This is a genomic window from Arthrobacter sp. 135MFCol5.1 (assembly GCF_000374865.1).
Taxonomy (GTDB): Bacteria; Actinomycetota; Actinomycetes; order Actinomycetales; family Micrococcaceae; genus Arthrobacter.
The window spans coordinates 43,947-59,590 of record NZ_KB895460.1 but is presented as its reverse complement, the minus strand read 5'-3'; the positions used below and the strand labels follow the sequence as shown (position 1 = coordinate 59,590).

Genomic DNA, 15,644 nt, shown 5'->3' with positions numbered 1-15,644 from the left:
CTCACAGGACCCTACCGTCGTAGCCATGTGGACTTCGTGGATAACCGGCATGCTGACCGGGTTGGCGCTCATCGTGGCGATCGGTGCCCAGAACGCCTTCGTCCTGCGGCAAGGGATCCGCCGCGAACACATCGGCGTGGTGGTGGCGGTGTGCATGGCCGGTGACGCGCTGCTGATCTTGGGCGGTACCGCCGGAATCGGGGCCGTGGTGACCCGCTTCCCCGGGGTGCTCGAAGTCCTGCGGTGGGCAGGGGCCGCCTACCTTTTGTGGTTCGCGGTCCGGTCCTTCCTGGCGGCAGCGAAGCCCTCAGCATTGGCGGAGCAGGAACCCCGGTCTAAACACTCGGTTTTCGCCACCACGGCGGCCCTCACATTCCTGAATCCCCACGTCTACCTGGACACCGTGGTGCTGCTCGGCAGCCTGGCCAACCAGCAGGGACCGGACCTCCGCTGGATCTTTGCCGCCGGCGCCGTGGCCGGAAGCATCCTGTGGTTCTCAGCGTTGGGGTACGGGGCGCGGGCCCTGGCGGGCGTCCTGGGCAGCCCGCGCACCTGGCGCTGGATCGATGCCGGCATCGGTGTTTTGATGCTGGTGCTGGCCGTCCGCCTGGTCCTGCACTGAAGTAGGCTGGAGCCAGATCCGCAGGGGAGAAACCATGACTGACCAGCCGTCCCAGGGGCCCGACTACCAGCGTCCCGACCGCCAGGGCAACGATGCGCCGTGGCCCAGCTACCAACCGCCGGCCCAATACGGCCAGACGCCGTACGGCCAGACGCAGTATGGGCAGCCCCAGTACGGCCCAAGCTACAACCAGGGCCAGTTCAACCAGTCCCAGTACGGCCAGGGGCAATACTTCGGCCAGCCGGCTTACTACGGCAGGCCGGCCGAGCCAAAGACCCTGAGCATCGCCAGCATGGTCTGCGGCATCGCCTCCGTCATCATGGGCTGGCTGCTCCTTCCCCAGCTGGCAGCCATCGTTACCGGCCACCTCGCCCTCAGGCGCGAGCCGTCCGGCAAGGGGATGTCCATCTCAGGCCTGGTACTGGGCTACCTGTGCCTGCTGGGCTACGGCGCCCTGTGGTTGCTGCTCATCATCGGCCTCACCGTTGCCAGCACCACGGGTTCGAATTCCGGGACGTTCTAGGCGCCCTGCCCCCGCCGCGCGGCGGTTGAGGGTCGGCACCGAATAAAGTCCCCTCCGGTTGGACTGCTCCCCTGCGCATGGCAGGGGGACTGGTCCATGCGACGGGGATGCTGCCGCTGCGAACCCGCCGTCGTGCCGCTAGCGGAGCAGTTCCACGTCCGAGACGAGGTCGATGTGCGCCAGCATGGCCTCCGTTGCTGCGGCCGGATCCTGCGCGCGGATGGCGTCGGCGATCCGGCGGTGTGACGCCAGCGACTGTTCCGGACGCCCGGGCTGGCCCAGCGATTCCATCCGGGTTTCCAGGATCATCTCGGCGATGAAGGCCATCAGCTGCGCCAGCACGGAGGAGTGCGCCGCCGCGGTTATGGCCTGGTGGAAGAGCTCATCGCCATGGGTGCCTCGATCGCCGTCGTTGATCTCCCGTGCCATGACGTCCAGGGCGTTGTCGATGGCGGCGAGGTCGTCCCCGGTCCGGCGTTCGGCGGCCAGTGCCGCGAGCTTCCCTTCCAGGGTGCTGCGGGCTTCGACGATCTCCGGCAGCCGGCTTTGGTGCTCGCGGAGGCCCTTGATGACGGATGCCACGCTGGGACGCCGTGCCAGGACTGCCCCTGTGCCGTGCTGCACGTCGATCACTCCCAGCACTTCGAGGGCCACGAGGGCCTGGGCCAGGGTGGCGCGGGAAACTCCCAGCCGCTCGGCAAGGTCGCGTTCGGCAGGCAGCAGGTCCCCGGGGCGGAGCTGGGCCGACTCGATGTAGGCGAGGATCTGCTCCACCAGCTGCTCATAGAGCCGGGGACGCGAGACCCGCTCCAGGCCTGCCCGTGCCGTCTTTTCCACAGTTCCTCCCGAGGTTCTCGGACCAGAATACCCCCTACATCTATTGACAGATAGACTCACTGTCTAAGAGGCTAGTCCAGTGAGCCAGTAACTCACGTCACATTCTTTCGTTCCAATGGAGGACCAACGATGTCCGCTCCTGTCTTATCGATCATCATCCTGGCGGCGATGTTCCTGCTCGCCACCGTCCTGCCCCTCAACATGGGTGCCCTCGCCTTCGTGGGCGCCTTCCTGCTTGGCTCACTGGTGCTGGGCATGTCCACCAATGACATCCTTGCCAACTTTCCCGGCGGCCTCTTCCTGACGATCGTCGGAGTCACCTACCTGTTCGCCATCGCGCAAAACAACGGCACCATCGACCTCCTGGTCCGGGGCGCCGTCAAACTCGTGGGCAGCCGCGTTGCCCTGATCCCCTGGGTCATGTTCGCCATCACCGCCGTCATCACGGCCGTGGGCGCGCTGTCTCCCGCCGCCGTCGCCATCATTGCCCCGATTGCCCTCAGCTTCGCCGGAAAATACAAGATCAGCCCGTTGCTGATGGGCATGATGGTGATCCACGGTGCCCAGGCCGGCGGCTTCTCGCCCATCGCCGTCTACGGCGTCACCGTCAACGGCATCATCGCCAAGACCGATCTCGCCTTCAGCCCGGCAGCACTCTTCCTCTCCAGCTTCATCTTCAACCTGGTCATCTCCCTGGTCCTCTTTGTGGTCCTGGGCGGCAGGAACCTCATGTCCTCCAAGGTGGGTCAGTTCGTGGAGCAGGCTGCCGAGGCGCGGATGGCAGTCAGCGTCGGCGCCAAAGCCGGCACCGATGTTCCGTTCAAAGGCTTCGGCTCCGGCATGTACGGCCCCCGCGACCCGGCAGGCGACGGCGTTGCCGCCACCAAGGAGCGCAAGGAGCGGATTCCGCAACTGGTCACCATTGCGGGCCTGGTCGTGCTGGCCGTCGTGGCCCTCGGGTTCAAGATGGACGTCGGCTTCGTGTCCATCACCATCGCGATCGTCCTTGCGCTGGTCTCGCCGGCGGCCCAGAAGGGTGCCATCAACAAGATCAGCTGGTCCACCGTGCTGCTCATCTGCGGCATGCTGACTTTCGTTGGCGTCCTGGAAGAAGCGGGCACCATCGAATTCGTCTCCGGCGGCGTGGCCGGCATGGGAATGCCGCTGCTGGCGGCCCTCATCATCTGCTTCATTGGCGCCATCGTGTCCGCCTTCGCCTCCTCCACCGCCATCCTGGCCGCGCTCATCCCGCTGGCCGTGCCCTTCCTCTCCACCGGTGAGATCGGCGCCGTCGGCGTCATCTGCGCGCTCGCGGTCTCAGCCACGATCGTGGACGTCTCCCCGTTCTCCACCAACGGTGCCCTGGTCCTGGCCAATGCCCCGGAGGGCGTGGACAAGGACCGGTTCTACAAGAAGATCCTCGGCTACAGCGGCATCGTGATCGTGGCCGGACCCATCCTGGCCTGGCTGGCGCTGGTGGTCCCCGGCTGGCTCTAGCCGGCGCAGCCGCCCGCCACGCCGCCCGCACTTGAGAAAGGAAACCCAAGCACATGAGCTCAGCCGAAAATTCCCGAGGCCCCCTGGCGGGGCACACCGTCGTCGACCTGAGCCGTGCACTGGCGGGGCCCCACGCCGGCATGATGCTGGCGGACCTCGGCGCCCGCGTGATCAAGGTGGAAAACCCCGGCACCGGGGATGACACCCGCGGCTGGGGGCCGCCCTTCGTGGGCCCGGAAGATGACCTGCAGTCCACCTATTTCATGTCCTGCAACCGCAACAAGGAATCCATCAGCCTGGACCTGAAGAGCCAGGACGGGCAGGCAGTGCTGCGCGGGTTGCTGGAGCGTGCGGACGTGGTCATCGAGAACTTCCGTCCCGGCGTGATGGACCGGCTGGGCTTCTCCACGGCAGCCATCCATGAGCTCAACCCCCGGCTGGTGATCCTGTCCATCACGGGCTTCGGCCATGACGGGCCCGAATCACGGCGCAGCGGCTACGACCAGATCCTCCAGGGCGAGGCCGGACTCATGTCACTCACCGGCTCCGGGCCCGACGACCCTCAGCGCGTCGGCGTCCCCATTGCAGACCTCCTTTCCGGAATGAACGGCGCCTTTGGCGTGCTCGCGGCGCTGGTGGAACGGAACCGCACCGGCCGCGGCCAGGTGGTGCGCACCTCCCTCCTGGCGTCACTGATTGGCGTCCACGCCTTCCAGGGCACCCGGACCACTGTGGCCGGCGAGGTTCCGCAGGCCCAGGGCAACCACCACCCGTCCATCGCCCCTTACGGGCTGTTCGGCTGCAAGGACGGCAGCGTGCAGATCAGCGTCGGCAGCGAGAAGCTCTGGCAGTCATTTGCTTCGGCCTTCGGCCTGGACCCGGCCGCGCCCGGATTCGCCAGCAACGCCGAACGGGTGCGGAACCGCGCCGGGGTGATTGCCGCCGTCGAACGCGCTTTCGCCGGCTACGGCGCGGCGGAACTGCTGGAGAAACTGAACGACGCCGGGATCCCGGCAGGGAAGGTGCGCTCCCTGGACGAGGTGTACGCCTGGGACCAGGTGGCCTCCCAGGGGCTCGTGGTGGACGTGGAGCATCCACTGCTCGGAACGGTCAGCCTCCCCGGGCCCCCGCTGCGGTTCTTCGAACAGGGGGACGCAGCCGAAACCACCCTGAAGGACCACGCAGCGCCGCCGCTGCTGGACGCGGACGGGCCTGCCATCCGCGCATGGCTCGGTTTGCCGGCTCCCGTGGTGGCCGGGGTGAGCTAGCATGCCAACCACCGACAAAGTGCGGCACTTGCGCGCAGCTGAACTGATCGACGCCGTGGTGGACCAGGATTCGTTTGTCCCCTGGGATACGCCGCCGCACCAGCCGGCGCTGTCCGAAGAGTATGCCCGTGACCTGGCCAAAGCCCGCGAACGCAGCGGAGCCGACGAATCGGTGCTCACCGGCACCGGGCTGATCCGGGGGCGCCGGGTGGCGCTGATCGTCAGCGAGTTTTCTTTCCTTGCCGGCTCCATCGGCCACGCCGCGGCACAGCGGATCGTTGCCGCCGTCGAACGGGCCACCTCGGAGGGACTGCCGCTGCTGGCGGGCACGGCCTCCGGGGGAACCCGGATGCAGGAGGGGACGCCGGCGTTCCTGTCCATGGTCAAAATCACCGGAGCCGTCCGGGCGCACCGCCAGGCCGGCCTGCCCTACCTGGTCTACCTCCGGCACCCCACCACCGGCGGCGTGATGGCATCCTGGGGGTCGCTGGGCCACATCAATGTTGCCGAACCGGGCGCCCTGCTGGGATTCCTGGGCCCCCGGGTGTTCGAAGCACTGCATGGGGAGTCCTTCCCGGACAACGTGCAGGTGGCGGAAAACCTGTTCAACAAGGGGCTCATCGACGGCGTCGTGAAGCCCGAAGAGCTCGCGGAACTGGTGGCCCGGGCGCTGGACATCCTGGCGCCCCGGCGGGAGGCGGCGTCAGGGACGGTGGTCCGGCCCGCCGCACCTGCCACTTTGGCCGTGCGGCCGGCCCCCGTGGACGCCTGGACGTCGATCGGGATTTCGCGCCGGCCGCGGCGGCCGGACCTGCGCCAGCTCCTCAAGTTCGGCGCCAGCGACGCCCTGCCGCTGAACGGGACGGGACAGGGGGAAAAGGACCCCGGGTTGCTGCTGGCGCTGGCCCGGTTCGGCAGCCGGTCCTGCATTGTGCTCGGCCATGCCCGCCCGCTGCGCAAGGACGCCGCCGGTATGGGGCCCGGGTCATTGCGGGAAGCGCGCCGCGGGATGAAGCTGGCCGAAGAACTGCGGCTCCCCCTGCTCACGGTCATCGACACCGCAGGCGCCGCGCTCTCCCAGGAGGCGGAAGAAGGCGGCCTCGCCGGCGAGATCGCACGCTCTTTGTACGAACTGATCGGCCTGGAATCGCCGTCCGTCTCGGTGCTGCTTGGCCAGGGTGCCGGGGGAGGGGCGCTGGCACTGCTGCCCGCGGACAGGACCATCGCCGCGCAGCACAGCTGGCTGTCGCCGCTGCCGCCCGAGGGCGCCAGTGCGATCGTGCACCGCACCACGGCCTTCGCGCCCGGGATGGCACAGGCGCAGGGCGTCAATGTGGCGGCGCTGTATGCGAACGGACTGGTGGACCACATTGTGGACGAGCGCGACGACGCGTCCCTGGAGCCGCGCGAATTCTGTGCCCGGATGGCCCGTGCCATCGAATACGAACTTGCATCCGTTGCCGACATCCCCGTGGCCGGGCTGGTGGGGGCGCGGTTCCGGAAGTACCGGAACCTGGGCGGCAACTGACGCAACGCACGGCCAGGGGAGCCGCCGGCGGATTCGCTCCGGCGGCTCCGGCCGTCGCTTGCCCTAGCGGCGTTGACGGACCTTGGCGCGGTGGGCTGTGGCGCGCAGTTGCAGGATGCGCGCCCCACCTGCCACAGCCACCAGGACCCCGCCGGTGACGGCGGCAATGAAGAGTGCCATGCCCAGCGGGACAGACCCCTCAAAACCCAGGAACTGCACCATGGCCTGTTCCTGGTTCTGCAGGATGAAGATGATCAGCAGGATCAACAGGATCAGTGAGGCGACAACGCCAGCCCAGATGACGCCGGCGCGGGTAACTTTGCTTTCGGGTGTGCGGCCACCCGCTGCGGCTTTTTCCGTGCCCGCTGGTGGTGCTGGAACCGCGGGTGTATCCGGGGCATCCGGGGCGTAGGACGGCGCGCCACCGTAGGTTGCGTCCCGGCCGCCTGCCGCCCGGTCCGCGGCCGACGGCGTGACGACGTTGACGTCCGGGTCCGGCTGGCTGTTCGGTCCCGGCGTGTACTGTCCTTCGCTCATGCCCGTGTCCTTTCGCAGAATGCTAAGCATGCTTATGGTGCAACCATAGACGCCCGGGTTGCCGCAGCACAACGAGCGCGCCGCGCGCGTCTACTGCTGCATGAAAGGCAGGCTGGATTGGGAGCCCTGGGGAGGGAGGGGCCCAGACGGGAACCCCTCCTTGGACTACTGCCCCGGGCCGTGTAGGGCCGGGAGTCAGACCCTTTCCTTGCTCCGTTCGGCGGAGGGAGTCCCCGGCACAGGCGACCTGCGCCACTTCGGAAAGGCCCAGAACGTGAATTCCGGTGCCTTGGCCGGCTTCGGAGTTTCGTGGGTCTCAGGCCGCTCTTCAGGCCGGCGCCTGGTTTCTTTCCTGGCGTCCCACCCGAAGTCCTTGCTTGATGAATAGCACATCACAGACCTCCTCATGGTGACTGCCCTTTAATGGTCCTCCTGTTTGTTGCCGGAGTCGATACCGTGGTGGCCGGCGCCTGTCAGCGGCCGCCGGTCACCACATCCTGCGCCTCCTGCGGGCGGTGGAACTCGCAGGGGCCGCCGTGGCGCAGCGGAAGGAGGCAGGCCCGGCCCGTCGGCAAATGCACCAGGCCGCAGCGGCCGGCCATGGCCAGGTCCTCCCTGACGTTGGAGTTGCTCAGGTCCGGCCGCCCGTCGTCAGCAGTTTCTGTGGGGCCGGCGCCGGTGGCGTGCTGTTCAGCATTCATGGTGGTGCAGCTCCTCATTGGGCGGAAAGGCGTACGGAGGGTGCGAAAGGTGGTTTTTCCAGTCTGCGCCGCCGGGGTTACCGCCGGGTTAAGCGGGCGTTAGGTTCAGGTCAACAACACCACACCGCCGCGGCGCCTAGAGGCCCAGTTGATGCGCCACCTGCAGCAGGAGGGCTTCCGAGCCCATGGGACCCACCAGTTGGACGCCCATTGGGAGTCCGCTTCCGGCGGATCCACCGGTCCAGTGGACAGGGAGCGTTATGGCCGGCAATCCGCATACGTTCACCATCGAGGACCACGGCGCATATTCGCACTGCTTCCGGTAGTCGCCGTCCGCATCTCCTGGCCATTGCACGGCCGGCCAGCGTCCGCCGCCGTGGCCTGTTCCGGTGAACCAGCCCACGGGGCGGGGTGTCTGCGCCAGCGCGGGCATCATCATCAGGTCCCACTGGCCGTACTGCGCGACGGTGTCGTGCTGGAACTGCCGCAGGAACGCCAGGGCTTCGGCGAGCTTCGCCGGGCTGCGTTGTTGGGCCCGACGCCGGAAGGTCCGGGTCAACGGCGCCAGCAGCGCTTCGCGGGAGGGGCTGATCCGTGCAGAACCCACTCCTGCCGTCCAGGCGGTGGTGAAGGCATCGGGATAGCGGTTGTCGTACCGCACGGCAGCTTCGGCCAGGGTATGGCCGGCGTGTTCCAGGAGCCTTTCGCCTGCCCGGAGGGCATCGAGTGCTTCGGGTTCGATACTGAAGGGGAAGGTGCCGGACCAAGGGCTCTCCAGCGTGACGCCGATCCTCAACGGCGGCGGCTCCTGGCCTATGCCCGCGAGGTATTCGTTCCCCGGTGCCATGGCGTCCAGCATCAGGGCGGCATCCTTGGCGGTCCGGGCAAGGGGGCCCGGGACCACCAGCCGGGCCGGGTCACCGCTGCTTTCCCCGGCAGCCACCAGGCCACGGCCCGGCTTCAGCCCCACCAGGCCGCAGGCGGCTGCCGGAATCCTGACTGAACCACCGCCGTCGGTCCCTGGCGCGAAGGGCAGCAAGCCCGCCGCCACGGCGGCAGCGCTGCCGCCGGAGGACCCGCCCGAACTCCTGCTGGGTGCGTAAGGATTGCGCGACGGCGGCGCGATGCGGTTTTCGCTGTAGGCCGTCAGGCCGAACTCGGGTACTTGGGTCTTGCCCAAGGAAACCGCGCCGGCCTCCGTGAGGAGTGCCACCAGGGGAGCGTCCGCGGGAGCCGGTTTATGCTCGACGGCGGCGCTTCCGTGGGTGGTCACCACGCCCGCCACATCGGTGAGGTCCTTGAAGCCCAGCGGCATGCCGTGCAGCAGGGGGAGGTCGTCGGTACCGGTGCGGGAGTGGAGGTCATCAGCCGCCCGGGCCCGTTCCATGGCCTGGTCCGCGGTAACGGTGATGAAGGCCCCCAGCAGCGGGTTCTGCCGGCTGATCCGCGCCAGGAAATGTGTGGTGGCCTCAGCGGCGGACACCGTCCCGGCGCGGAGGAGGTTCCGCAGGTCCAGTGCAGGCAGTTCGTGAAGTTCAGCCAAGGACCCGGCCCTCCGGCTCCTTGGCCGTGGACGGTCCGGCATCCCCGCCGACGTCCCGGCCGGGGCGCGACTGTAGCGGCGCCGGACGGGCAGGCTGCTGACGGGACATGGAAACCTCCTCGGGAGCCACCAGCCTAGCTTGCCGGTTTCCGCACCACCCGTGGCCGAAGGACTAGGCTTTAACGTGACTCTGATCCGCCACGACAGGACTCCGATGAGCGATTTTGATACCGTGCCCGTCCACGACATCCCGGCTGATGCCGTCATCCTGGACGTCCGGGAGGACTACGAGTGGGTCGCCGGGCATGCCGACGGTGCACTCCACATCCCCATGGACCAGATCCCGGCCCGGCTGGGCGAACTTGATCCGGATGAGGACGTGTATGTCATCTGCCGGACCGGCGGAAGGTCGTTCCGTGTTGCCCAGTGGCTCACGGGCCAGGGGTACACCGCCATCAACGTCTCCGGCGGGATGGACCAGTGGCTCGAATCGGGCAAACCCTTGGTCTCCGACAACGGACTCAAGCCGCTGGTGCTGTAGTGCACGGCAGTCCCCCCACCTACGCGTTCCTCGGACCCGAGGGCACGTTCACCGAGGCTGCCCTGTTGCAGGTACCCGGTGCGCAAGAAGCAGTCCGGGTGCCGGCGTCGAACGTCAATGCCGCCCTGGACCAAGTGCGCAGCGGTTCTGCCGACGCTGCCATGGTTCCGATTGAAAATTCGGTCGAAGGCGGCGTCACCGCCACCCTCGACGCGATAGCGAGCGGCCAAGAGCTGCGGATCATCCGCGAGGTCCTGGTACCCATCAGCTTTGTCCTGGTGACCCGGCCTGGCGTGCGCAGGGAGGACGTACGGCACGTGTCCACCCATGGCCACGCGTGGGCCCAGTGCCGGATGTGGATGGAAAACAACATGCCCCGTGCGGAATATGTTCCGGGGTCTTCAACCGCGGCCGCGGCCATGGGACTGCTGGACGGTGACTGCCATTACGATGCCGCCATCTGTGCGCCGCTCGTAGCGCAAGCGCATCCGGGCCTGCAGGTCTTGGCGGAAAACATTGGTGACAATCCGGGCGCCGTGACGCGCTTCATCCTGGTGAGCCGTCCGGGTGTCCTTCCGGAACGCACCGGCGCGGACAAGACCACGCTTGTTGTCCCGCTGCCGGAGGACCGTCCGGGTGCGCTGATGGAGATCCTCGACCAGTTTGCCAGCCGCGGCGTCAACCTCAGCCGGATCGAATCGCGTCCCACCGGGCAGTACCTGGGCCACTACTTCTTCAGCATCGACGCGGACGGCCACGCCGGCGAGGCACGTGTTGCGGATGCCCTGGCGGGCCTGCACCGGATCAGCCCCGGGACCCGTTTCCTGGGTTCGTATGCCCGGGCGGACAGGCAGGCCACGGCGGTGGCGGCGCATACTTCCGATGCCGCCTTCTCGGCGGCCCGGGACTGGGTCGGATCCATACTTGACGCGGCATCCACCGCAGGTGAAAGCGGTTCCGGATCTTCGCCCACAGCGTAGGCAAATAGCCTTTCGGACTACTTCCGCGGGGTGTGCACAATGCGTATGCTTGCTTGATCCACACGGGGTATGGCCCCTAATGAAGGGAGCGGGTCATGACCAGCACCACTGACAATGACGGCCAGGGGATGATCGTCAACCCCAAGCCTGCCGCAGACAACCAGGACTGGGACGGCGACGATGCTGACCGCGCGGACCGCCTGCGTTTCGAAGAGGAACAGGCAATGATCCGTGAACAGTCCGAGGCCCATGCCGCTGCCAAAGCAGCAGCTGAGGCGGAGAAGAAGGACGCCGGCGCCTGATCCACGTGAGCCGGCCGGTCAGGCCGGCCCGGCATTTCCCCAGCCGCTGATGGGCCGTGCACGCCTAGATGCGGTTTTTCGCCTGCCCCGGGCCGCCCGGCTCGTGTGCCTTGACCCTTACCAGCAGTGACTTCGGTTCCACCTGGACGGTGAGTTGGGTCGCTTCCCCGGACGTGTCGCCATCGATTTGGGTGGGCATGGGCTCGGGACACTTGATGACCACCTTGACCGACCTGTAGACCGTCATGATCGGCAGTTTCCCGCTGTGCTTGAACATGATCTTCATGTACATCAGCAGCCAGCCCAGGGCGCTGCGGGGACTCATGACCACCACGTCCAGCATGCCGTCGTCAATCATTGCCTGCGGAATGAAGTCGATGCCGCCCGGCACCAGCCCGCAGTTGGCGAAAAGTACGCTGCGGATGTTCCGCACCTGCTCGGGGCTGCCGTCCAGCGAAATGGACACCTTCTTCCGCCGGCCCGGGAGGTGCCGGACGCCAGCCTCGGTGTAAGCGAGCCAGCCCACCGCCTTCTTCAACCCGTCGTTGGTGTCCGCCAGGACTTCCGCGTCCATGCCAATCCCGGCAATGACCAGGAAGACGTGCTCGGAGTAGTGCCCGGTGCGGGAGTTCTCAATGGCCATCCGGGCGGTGTCGATGTAGCGCTGCCGCCCAAACAGCGCCGTCTGAACGTTCCCGTGGAGGTCGTTCACGTCAAGGTCGACGTTCCTGGCCAGCAGGTTGCCGGTTCCCAGCGGTATCAAACCCATGGCAACATCGGTGTGCGCGAGGGCCTCGGCCACCACGCGGACCGTGCCATCCCCGCCGCCCACCAGGACGACGTCGGGCTTGCCGGCCAAGGCAGCCTGCATCTGGGAAAAGCCGGGGTCGTCCGCGGTTGTTTCGAAAAAGGCCGGTTCCTCCCAGCCGGCTGCCAGGCAGGCGCGCTGGATGGTGGCCTTTGCTTCCTCTGCCCGCGCCTTGATCGGATTGAGGACCACGGCCACCCGCTGCTGCACCAGGCCCGGATCGTAGGCTTCGCCGGCCACTGTGCTGCGCACGTGCAGGGCCTGCAGGCGCCGGACCCCCCACCAGCTGGAGGTGGCGAAGGCAAGGGCCACCGCAATCAGCAGGTAGAGAATCCAGTCGCTCATGGTGGTTCAACAGTAGCCCGGCGTGCGGCGGCCCGGCGCACGGGGCCTGCCGCCCGCCGTCGTGCGCGGTATTGGATACCCTTGTCTGGTGATCGACGTAAAAGACCTCAGCGAAAACCCGGACAAGTTCCGTGCCAGCCAGCGCGCCCGCGGCGCGGACGAATCAGTGGTGGACGCGATCATCTCCGCGGATGCCGCGCGCCGCGCCGCCCTGATCCGCTTCGAAAACCTCCGCGCCGAGCAGAACGCCTTCGGCAAGAAGGTGGCGCAGGCCAAGGGTGAAGAGAAGCAGGCACTGCTGGCAGAGGTCAAGGAGCTGGCCAACTCCGTCAAGGCGGCCTCCGCCGAGGCCGATGCCGCGCAGACCAAGCAGGAAGAGCTGCTGCGCACCGTCCCCAACCTGGTGGAGGATGGTGTTCCCGAAGGCGGCGAGGACGACTACGTGGTGGTCAAGACCGTCGGCACCCCGCGCGAGTTCCCGGACTTCGAGCCGCGCGACCACTTGGAGATTGGCGAGCTGATCGGTGCCATAGATATGGAACGCGGTGCCAAGGTCTCCGGTGCCCGGTTCTACTTCCTCCGCGGCGTTGGAGCCCGGCTGGAAATGGCGCTGCTGCAGATGGCCATGGACCAGGCCATTGAAGCGGGCTTTATCCCCATGATCACCCCCACGCTGGTGCGTCCGGAGACGATGCAGGGCACGGGCTTCGATGTGAAGCACGACGCCGAGATCTACCGACTCGCCGAAGACGACCTTTACCTGGTGGGCACCTCCGAGGTGGCCCTGGCGGGCTACCACGCGGACGAGATCCTGGACTTCTCCAAGGGCCCCATCCGCTACGCCGGGCAAAGCTCCTGCTACCGCCGCGAGGCCGGCTCGCACGGCAAGGACACCCGCGGCATCATCCGCGTGCACCAGTTCAACAAGGTGGAAATGTTCATTTACACCACGGTCGAAGAAGCCGCCGCCGAGCATCAGCGTCTGCTGGCCTGGGAAGAGGAGATGCTGGCCAAGTGCGAGTTGCCGTACCGGGTCATCGACACCGCGGCGGGCGACCTCGGCATGTCCGCGGCCCGGAAGTACGACTGCGAAGCGTGGGTCCCCACCCAGGGCGCCTACCGCGAGCTGACCTCCACCTCAAACTGCACCACGTTCCAGGCGCGCCGCCTCAACATCCGTGAGCGCGCGGTCAACGCTGACGGCGTCGCCAAGGGCACCCGCGCCGTGGCCACCCTGAACGGCACCCTGGCCACCACCCGCTGGATCGTGGCGCTGCTGGAGCACCACCAGAACGCGGACGGCTCGGTCAACGTACCCAAGGCGCTGCAGAAGTACCTCGGCGGGCTCGAGGTTCTGCCGGTCCTGTAGGGCCGTCCCTTTTCATAAGCTTGTTCGCGCAACCAGTCCTTCACCGATCGGATGCGCGAACAAGCTTTGGTTTCGCCCAGAACTGTCCACATACGGCCGCGGGCGAACCGCCCGGCAGGCTCCAGCCCCGCATCCTTGGGGTATGGAGATACCACCTGGCCTGATTGATACTGCCGCCATACTCCGCACCGGCGTCGGCACTGATGCCCTGCACCGCGCCTTCAAGGCCGGGCAGCTCGTACGGCTCCGGCGAGGCTTCTACGTGCGGACCAATGACTGGATCAGTGCCACGCCCGCACAACGCTTCGCGTGGTCGACGGCGGCGATTGCGAGATCCGTCAGCGGCGCGGTCCTCTGTGGGCAGACGGCTGCATGGGCCATCGGCCTACCAACGCTGGGCGACCCCCAATGTGTGGAGTTGGCAACCAGCCTGCCGGGCCGCAGCGGAATCAGGAAGTCGCCGTTCGTGGTCCTCGGCACGGACAAGGCCGCCCGGGAAGCGCGGGAGGTGCGGTCCTACCCCCTCCAATACCGGCTAAAGCAGGTACATGAACCTGTGCGCCACGGCGAGTTCCTCAGTCTCGGGCTGGTGGAGACCACTTTGGACATCATGGCAACCCGCAGCCTGAGCCAGGCGCTGGTTGTTGCTGACGGAGCCGCACGAAAGCTGCACAAAGCTGGCCGAATGCCCGCTGATGCCAGCTTGTGGTCGCTTCAGGACATCCGGGACGGGATCCGGGCGCTTCCGCACGCTTCCGCCGCGGCACGTGCCGAACGCGCCGCTTCCCTTGCCAGCCCGTTGTCGGAATCTGTAGGGGAGTCCTACAGCAGGGCAGTCTTCGAGTTCCTTGGCTTTGAGCAGCCCGTCCTTCAGCGCACATTTGCCGACCGGGAGGGTTTCATTGGGAGGACTGACTGCTGGTGGCCGAACCCGGGGGTGGTTGGCGAATTCGACGGCAAAGGCAAGTATGTTCAGGCCGCCCTGCGCGGAGGAATCACCGCGGAGGAGGCGGTCTATCGGGAGAAGATCCGTGAGGACCGGATCCGGTCACTTGGTCATGGCTTCGTCCGCTGGCGCTGGGCTGACTTGCAGAATCCTGACCGGCTACGCGCCAAACTCCTGGCTGCCGGCATCCGGAGCAGGTGAGCGCCCCTACCCCCGGTTATCCCTAAGCTTGTTCGCGAATCAGATTCTAGAAGGGTGTCCTCTGCGATCAAGCCTCTGACAGGCGGTACCGCGGAACCACCGGTGACCCGCCTCGAGGTGCGGAAACCCGCAGTTAATCAACAGTTCAGTAAAGCTGTGTCCTGCGTCCTAGCGCCTGTCAGTGACGTCTGCTTCACTATTTCAATGACAACGCTGACTGAAACCTCAGTCGCCGGCAACGATGACCGGCGAGAGAACAACCAAGACAACACCAACACCTACGGCTTTTCGGGAATCGGCCAGAAGCTGATGGTCGCGCTGGACGTGGACGGCACCCTGGTGGACCACGACGGCCACATGACGCCGGGCGTGCGGGACGCGGCGCAGGCGGTAGTGGCGGCCGGGCACGAGGTAATGATCGCCACCGGCCGCTCCTTGAATGCCACCCTCCCCGTCATCGAAAAGATCGGCATAGAGCGCGGCTACGCTGTTTGCTGCAACGGCGGCGTGACCCTCCGGCTCCACCCCGAACTGGCCAACGGCTACGAGGTCATCCACAAAGCCACCTTCGACCCCGGGCCTGCCCTGAGGGCCCTCCGGGAACGGCTCCCCTCTGCCAAGTACGCGCTGGAGGACGCCGATGGAAACTTCCTCTCCACGGAACGGTTCCAGGACGCCAGCTTCGGCGTCGAGGCCGTAGGCGTCGACTTCCACACCATGCTGGAGGCCACCGCGGTGCGCGTGGTGGTGTTCAGTACTGAAAACACGCCCGAGGAATTCAACGAAGCCATCGACCACGTGGGACTGGCCGGGGTGACCTACTCGGTGGGCTGGACCGCATGGCTGGATATCGCAGCGGCAGGGGTGACCAAGGCCAGCGCCCTGGAGAACCTTCGGCTCCGGCTCGGGATCGAGCAGCACCGCACCGTGGCCGTTGGCGATGGCCGGAACGATATCGAGATGCTCAGCTGGGCCGGCCGCGGAGTTGCCATGGGGCAGGCTCCGGAGGAAGTGATTGCGGCGGCCGATGAGGTCACCCACTCGGTGTTCGACGACGGCGCCGCCCACGTACTGCGCAGCCTCCTCTGACCTGCCC

General features: G+C 67.0%; 16 protein-coding genes. 11 read left to right on the top strand and 5 right to left on the bottom strand.

From position 1 onward, the window contains the following. Positions 1-25 precede the first annotated feature (25 nt). Together C563_RS0113955 and C563_RS0113950 are read left to right on the top strand one after the other, a co-directional pair. A complete protein-coding gene (locus C563_RS0113955; RefSeq protein WP_026264834.1) occupies positions 26-622 on the top strand; it encodes a LysE/ArgO family amino acid transporter in 597 nt (198 codons plus the stop codon). A gap of 34 nt (positions 623-656) precedes the next feature. Beyond that, positions 657-1,145 carry a DUF4190 domain-containing protein gene (locus C563_RS0113950; protein WP_018762684.1) on the top strand — a complete coding sequence of 163 codons (489 nt, stop codon included), beginning with the start codon at positions 657-659 and terminating at the stop codon, positions 1,143-1,145. Positions 1,146-1,283: 138 nt separating this feature from the next. Here the strand turns inward: C563_RS0113950 and C563_RS0113945 are convergent, their stop codons facing one another. Beyond that, the gene (locus C563_RS0113945; protein WP_018762683.1) at positions 1,284-1,982 is read right to left on the bottom strand and encodes a FadR/GntR family transcriptional regulator; all 699 of its coding nucleotides are present in this window, start codon (positions 1,980-1,982) and stop codon (positions 1,284-1,286) included. 129 nt (positions 1,983-2,111) lie between these two features. Between C563_RS0113945 and C563_RS0113940 the strand changes: the two genes are divergently transcribed. The 3 genes from C563_RS0113940 to C563_RS0113930 are packed head-to-tail and all read left to right on the top strand — an operon-like array spanning position 2,112 to position 6,275. Then, positions 2,112-3,479: an SLC13 family permease gene (locus C563_RS0113940; protein ID WP_018762682.1), complete on the top strand. Its 1,368-nt coding sequence runs from the start codon at positions 2,112-2,114 to the stop codon at positions 3,477-3,479. A 53-nt stretch (positions 3,480-3,532) separates the two neighbouring features. Further along, positions 3,533-4,747 (top strand): CaiB/BaiF CoA transferase family protein, encoded by a 1,215-nt coding sequence (locus C563_RS0113935; protein ID WP_018762681.1) that lies wholly within the window; start codon positions 3,533-3,535, stop codon positions 4,745-4,747. 1 nt (position 4,748) lies between these two features. Further along, complete coding sequence (locus C563_RS0113930; RefSeq protein WP_018762680.1) at positions 4,749-6,275, top strand: carboxyl transferase domain-containing protein; 1,527 nt, start codon at positions 4,749-4,751, stop codon at positions 6,273-6,275. A 63-nt stretch (positions 6,276-6,338) separates the two neighbouring features. Here C563_RS0113930 and C563_RS0113925 read toward each other — a convergent pair whose 3' ends face one another. The 3 genes from C563_RS0113925 to C563_RS0113910 form a co-directional block, all read right to left on the bottom strand. Next, the gene (locus tag C563_RS0113925) at positions 6,339-6,812 is read right to left on the bottom strand and encodes a LapA family protein (protein ID WP_018762679.1); all 474 of its coding nucleotides are present in this window, start codon (positions 6,810-6,812) and stop codon (positions 6,339-6,341) included. A gap of 473 nt (positions 6,813-7,285) precedes the next feature. After that, the gene (locus C563_RS0113915) at positions 7,286-7,513 is read right to left on the bottom strand and encodes a hypothetical protein (protein WP_018762677.1); all 228 of its coding nucleotides are present in this window, start codon (positions 7,511-7,513) and stop codon (positions 7,286-7,288) included. A 136-nt stretch (positions 7,514-7,649) separates the two neighbouring features. Beyond that, positions 7,650-9,056, bottom strand: a complete 1,407-nt coding sequence (locus tag C563_RS0113910) for an amidase (RefSeq protein WP_018762676.1) — start codon at positions 9,054-9,056, stop codon at positions 7,650-7,652. Between the two features lie 214 nt (positions 9,057-9,270). Between C563_RS0113910 and C563_RS0113905 the strand changes: the two genes are divergently transcribed. The 3 genes from C563_RS0113905 to C563_RS0113895 all read left to right on the top strand — a co-directional run bounded on the left by C563_RS0113905 (position 9,271) and on the right by C563_RS0113895 (position 10,879). Then, complete coding sequence (locus C563_RS0113905) at positions 9,271-9,597, top strand: rhodanese-like domain-containing protein (RefSeq protein WP_018762675.1); 327 nt, start codon at positions 9,271-9,273, stop codon at positions 9,595-9,597. After that, a complete protein-coding gene (gene pheA / locus C563_RS0113900; RefSeq protein ID WP_018762674.1) occupies positions 9,597-10,577 on the top strand; it encodes a prephenate dehydratase in 981 nt (326 codons plus the stop codon). Before C563_RS0113905 ends, pheA begins: the two co-directional genes overlap by 1 nt. A gap of 95 nt (positions 10,578-10,672) precedes the next feature. Then, positions 10,673-10,879, top strand: coding sequence for a hypothetical protein (locus C563_RS0113895; protein WP_018762673.1), 207 nt, complete (start codon positions 10,673-10,675; stop codon positions 10,877-10,879). Between the two features lie 64 nt (positions 10,880-10,943). Here C563_RS0113895 and C563_RS0113890 read toward each other — a convergent pair whose 3' ends face one another. Next, complete coding sequence (locus tag C563_RS0113890; RefSeq protein ID WP_018762672.1) at positions 10,944-12,032, bottom strand: diacylglycerol/lipid kinase family protein; 1,089 nt, start codon at positions 12,030-12,032, stop codon at positions 10,944-10,946. An 88-nt stretch (positions 12,033-12,120) separates the two neighbouring features. Between C563_RS0113890 and serS the strand changes: the two genes are divergently transcribed. From serS to C563_RS0113875, 3 genes are all read left to right on the top strand, one after another. Then, a complete protein-coding gene (gene serS, locus C563_RS0113885) occupies positions 12,121-13,401 on the top strand; it encodes a serine--tRNA ligase (RefSeq protein WP_018762671.1) in 1,281 nt (426 codons plus the stop codon). 142 nt (positions 13,402-13,543) lie between these two features. Then, positions 13,544-14,548, top strand: a complete 1,005-nt coding sequence (locus C563_RS0113880) for a type IV toxin-antitoxin system AbiEi family antitoxin domain-containing protein (RefSeq protein WP_018762670.1) — start codon at positions 13,544-13,546, stop codon at positions 14,546-14,548. Between the two features lie 204 nt (positions 14,549-14,752). After that, complete coding sequence (locus tag C563_RS0113875) at positions 14,753-15,637, top strand: HAD family hydrolase (protein ID WP_018762669.1); 885 nt, start codon at positions 14,753-14,755, stop codon at positions 15,635-15,637. The last annotated feature ends 7 nt before the right edge of the window (positions 15,638-15,644 follow it).

Bases quoted from the DNA above. Each gene is read 5' to 3' on its own strand.
- C563_RS0113955 (WP_026264834.1), top strand. From the start codon at position 26: ATGTGGACTTCGTGGATAACCGGCATGCTGACCGGGTTGGCGCTCATC.
- C563_RS0113950 (WP_018762684.1), top strand. From the start codon at position 657: ATGACTGACCAGCCGTCCCAGGGGCCCGACTACCAGCGTCCCGACCGC.
- C563_RS0113940 (WP_018762682.1), top strand. From the start codon at position 2,112: ATGTCCGCTCCTGTCTTATCGATCATCATCCTGGCGGCGATGTTCCTG.
- C563_RS0113935 (WP_018762681.1), top strand. From the start codon at position 3,533: ATGAGCTCAGCCGAAAATTCCCGAGGCCCCCTGGCGGGGCACACCGTC.
- C563_RS0113930 (WP_018762680.1), top strand. From the start codon at position 4,749: ATGCCAACCACCGACAAAGTGCGGCACTTGCGCGCAGCTGAACTGATC.
- C563_RS0113925 (WP_018762679.1), bottom strand. From the start codon at position 6,812: ATGAGCGAAGGACAGTACACGCCGGGACCGAACAGCCAGCCGGACCCG.
- C563_RS0113915 (WP_018762677.1), bottom strand. From the start codon at position 7,513: ATGAATGCTGAACAGCACGCCACCGGCGCCGGCCCCACAGAAACTGCT.
- C563_RS0113905 (WP_018762675.1), top strand. From the start codon at position 9,271: ATGAGCGATTTTGATACCGTGCCCGTCCACGACATCCCGGCTGATGCC.
- C563_RS0113895 (WP_018762673.1), top strand. From the start codon at position 10,673: ATGACCAGCACCACTGACAATGACGGCCAGGGGATGATCGTCAACCCC.
- C563_RS0113890 (WP_018762672.1), bottom strand. From the start codon at position 12,032: ATGAGCGACTGGATTCTCTACCTGCTGATTGCGGTGGCCCTTGCCTTC.
- C563_RS0113880 (WP_018762670.1), top strand. From the start codon at position 13,544: ATGGAGATACCACCTGGCCTGATTGATACTGCCGCCATACTCCGCACC.
- C563_RS0113875 (WP_018762669.1), top strand. From the start codon at position 14,753: ATGACAACGCTGACTGAAACCTCAGTCGCCGGCAACGATGACCGGCGA.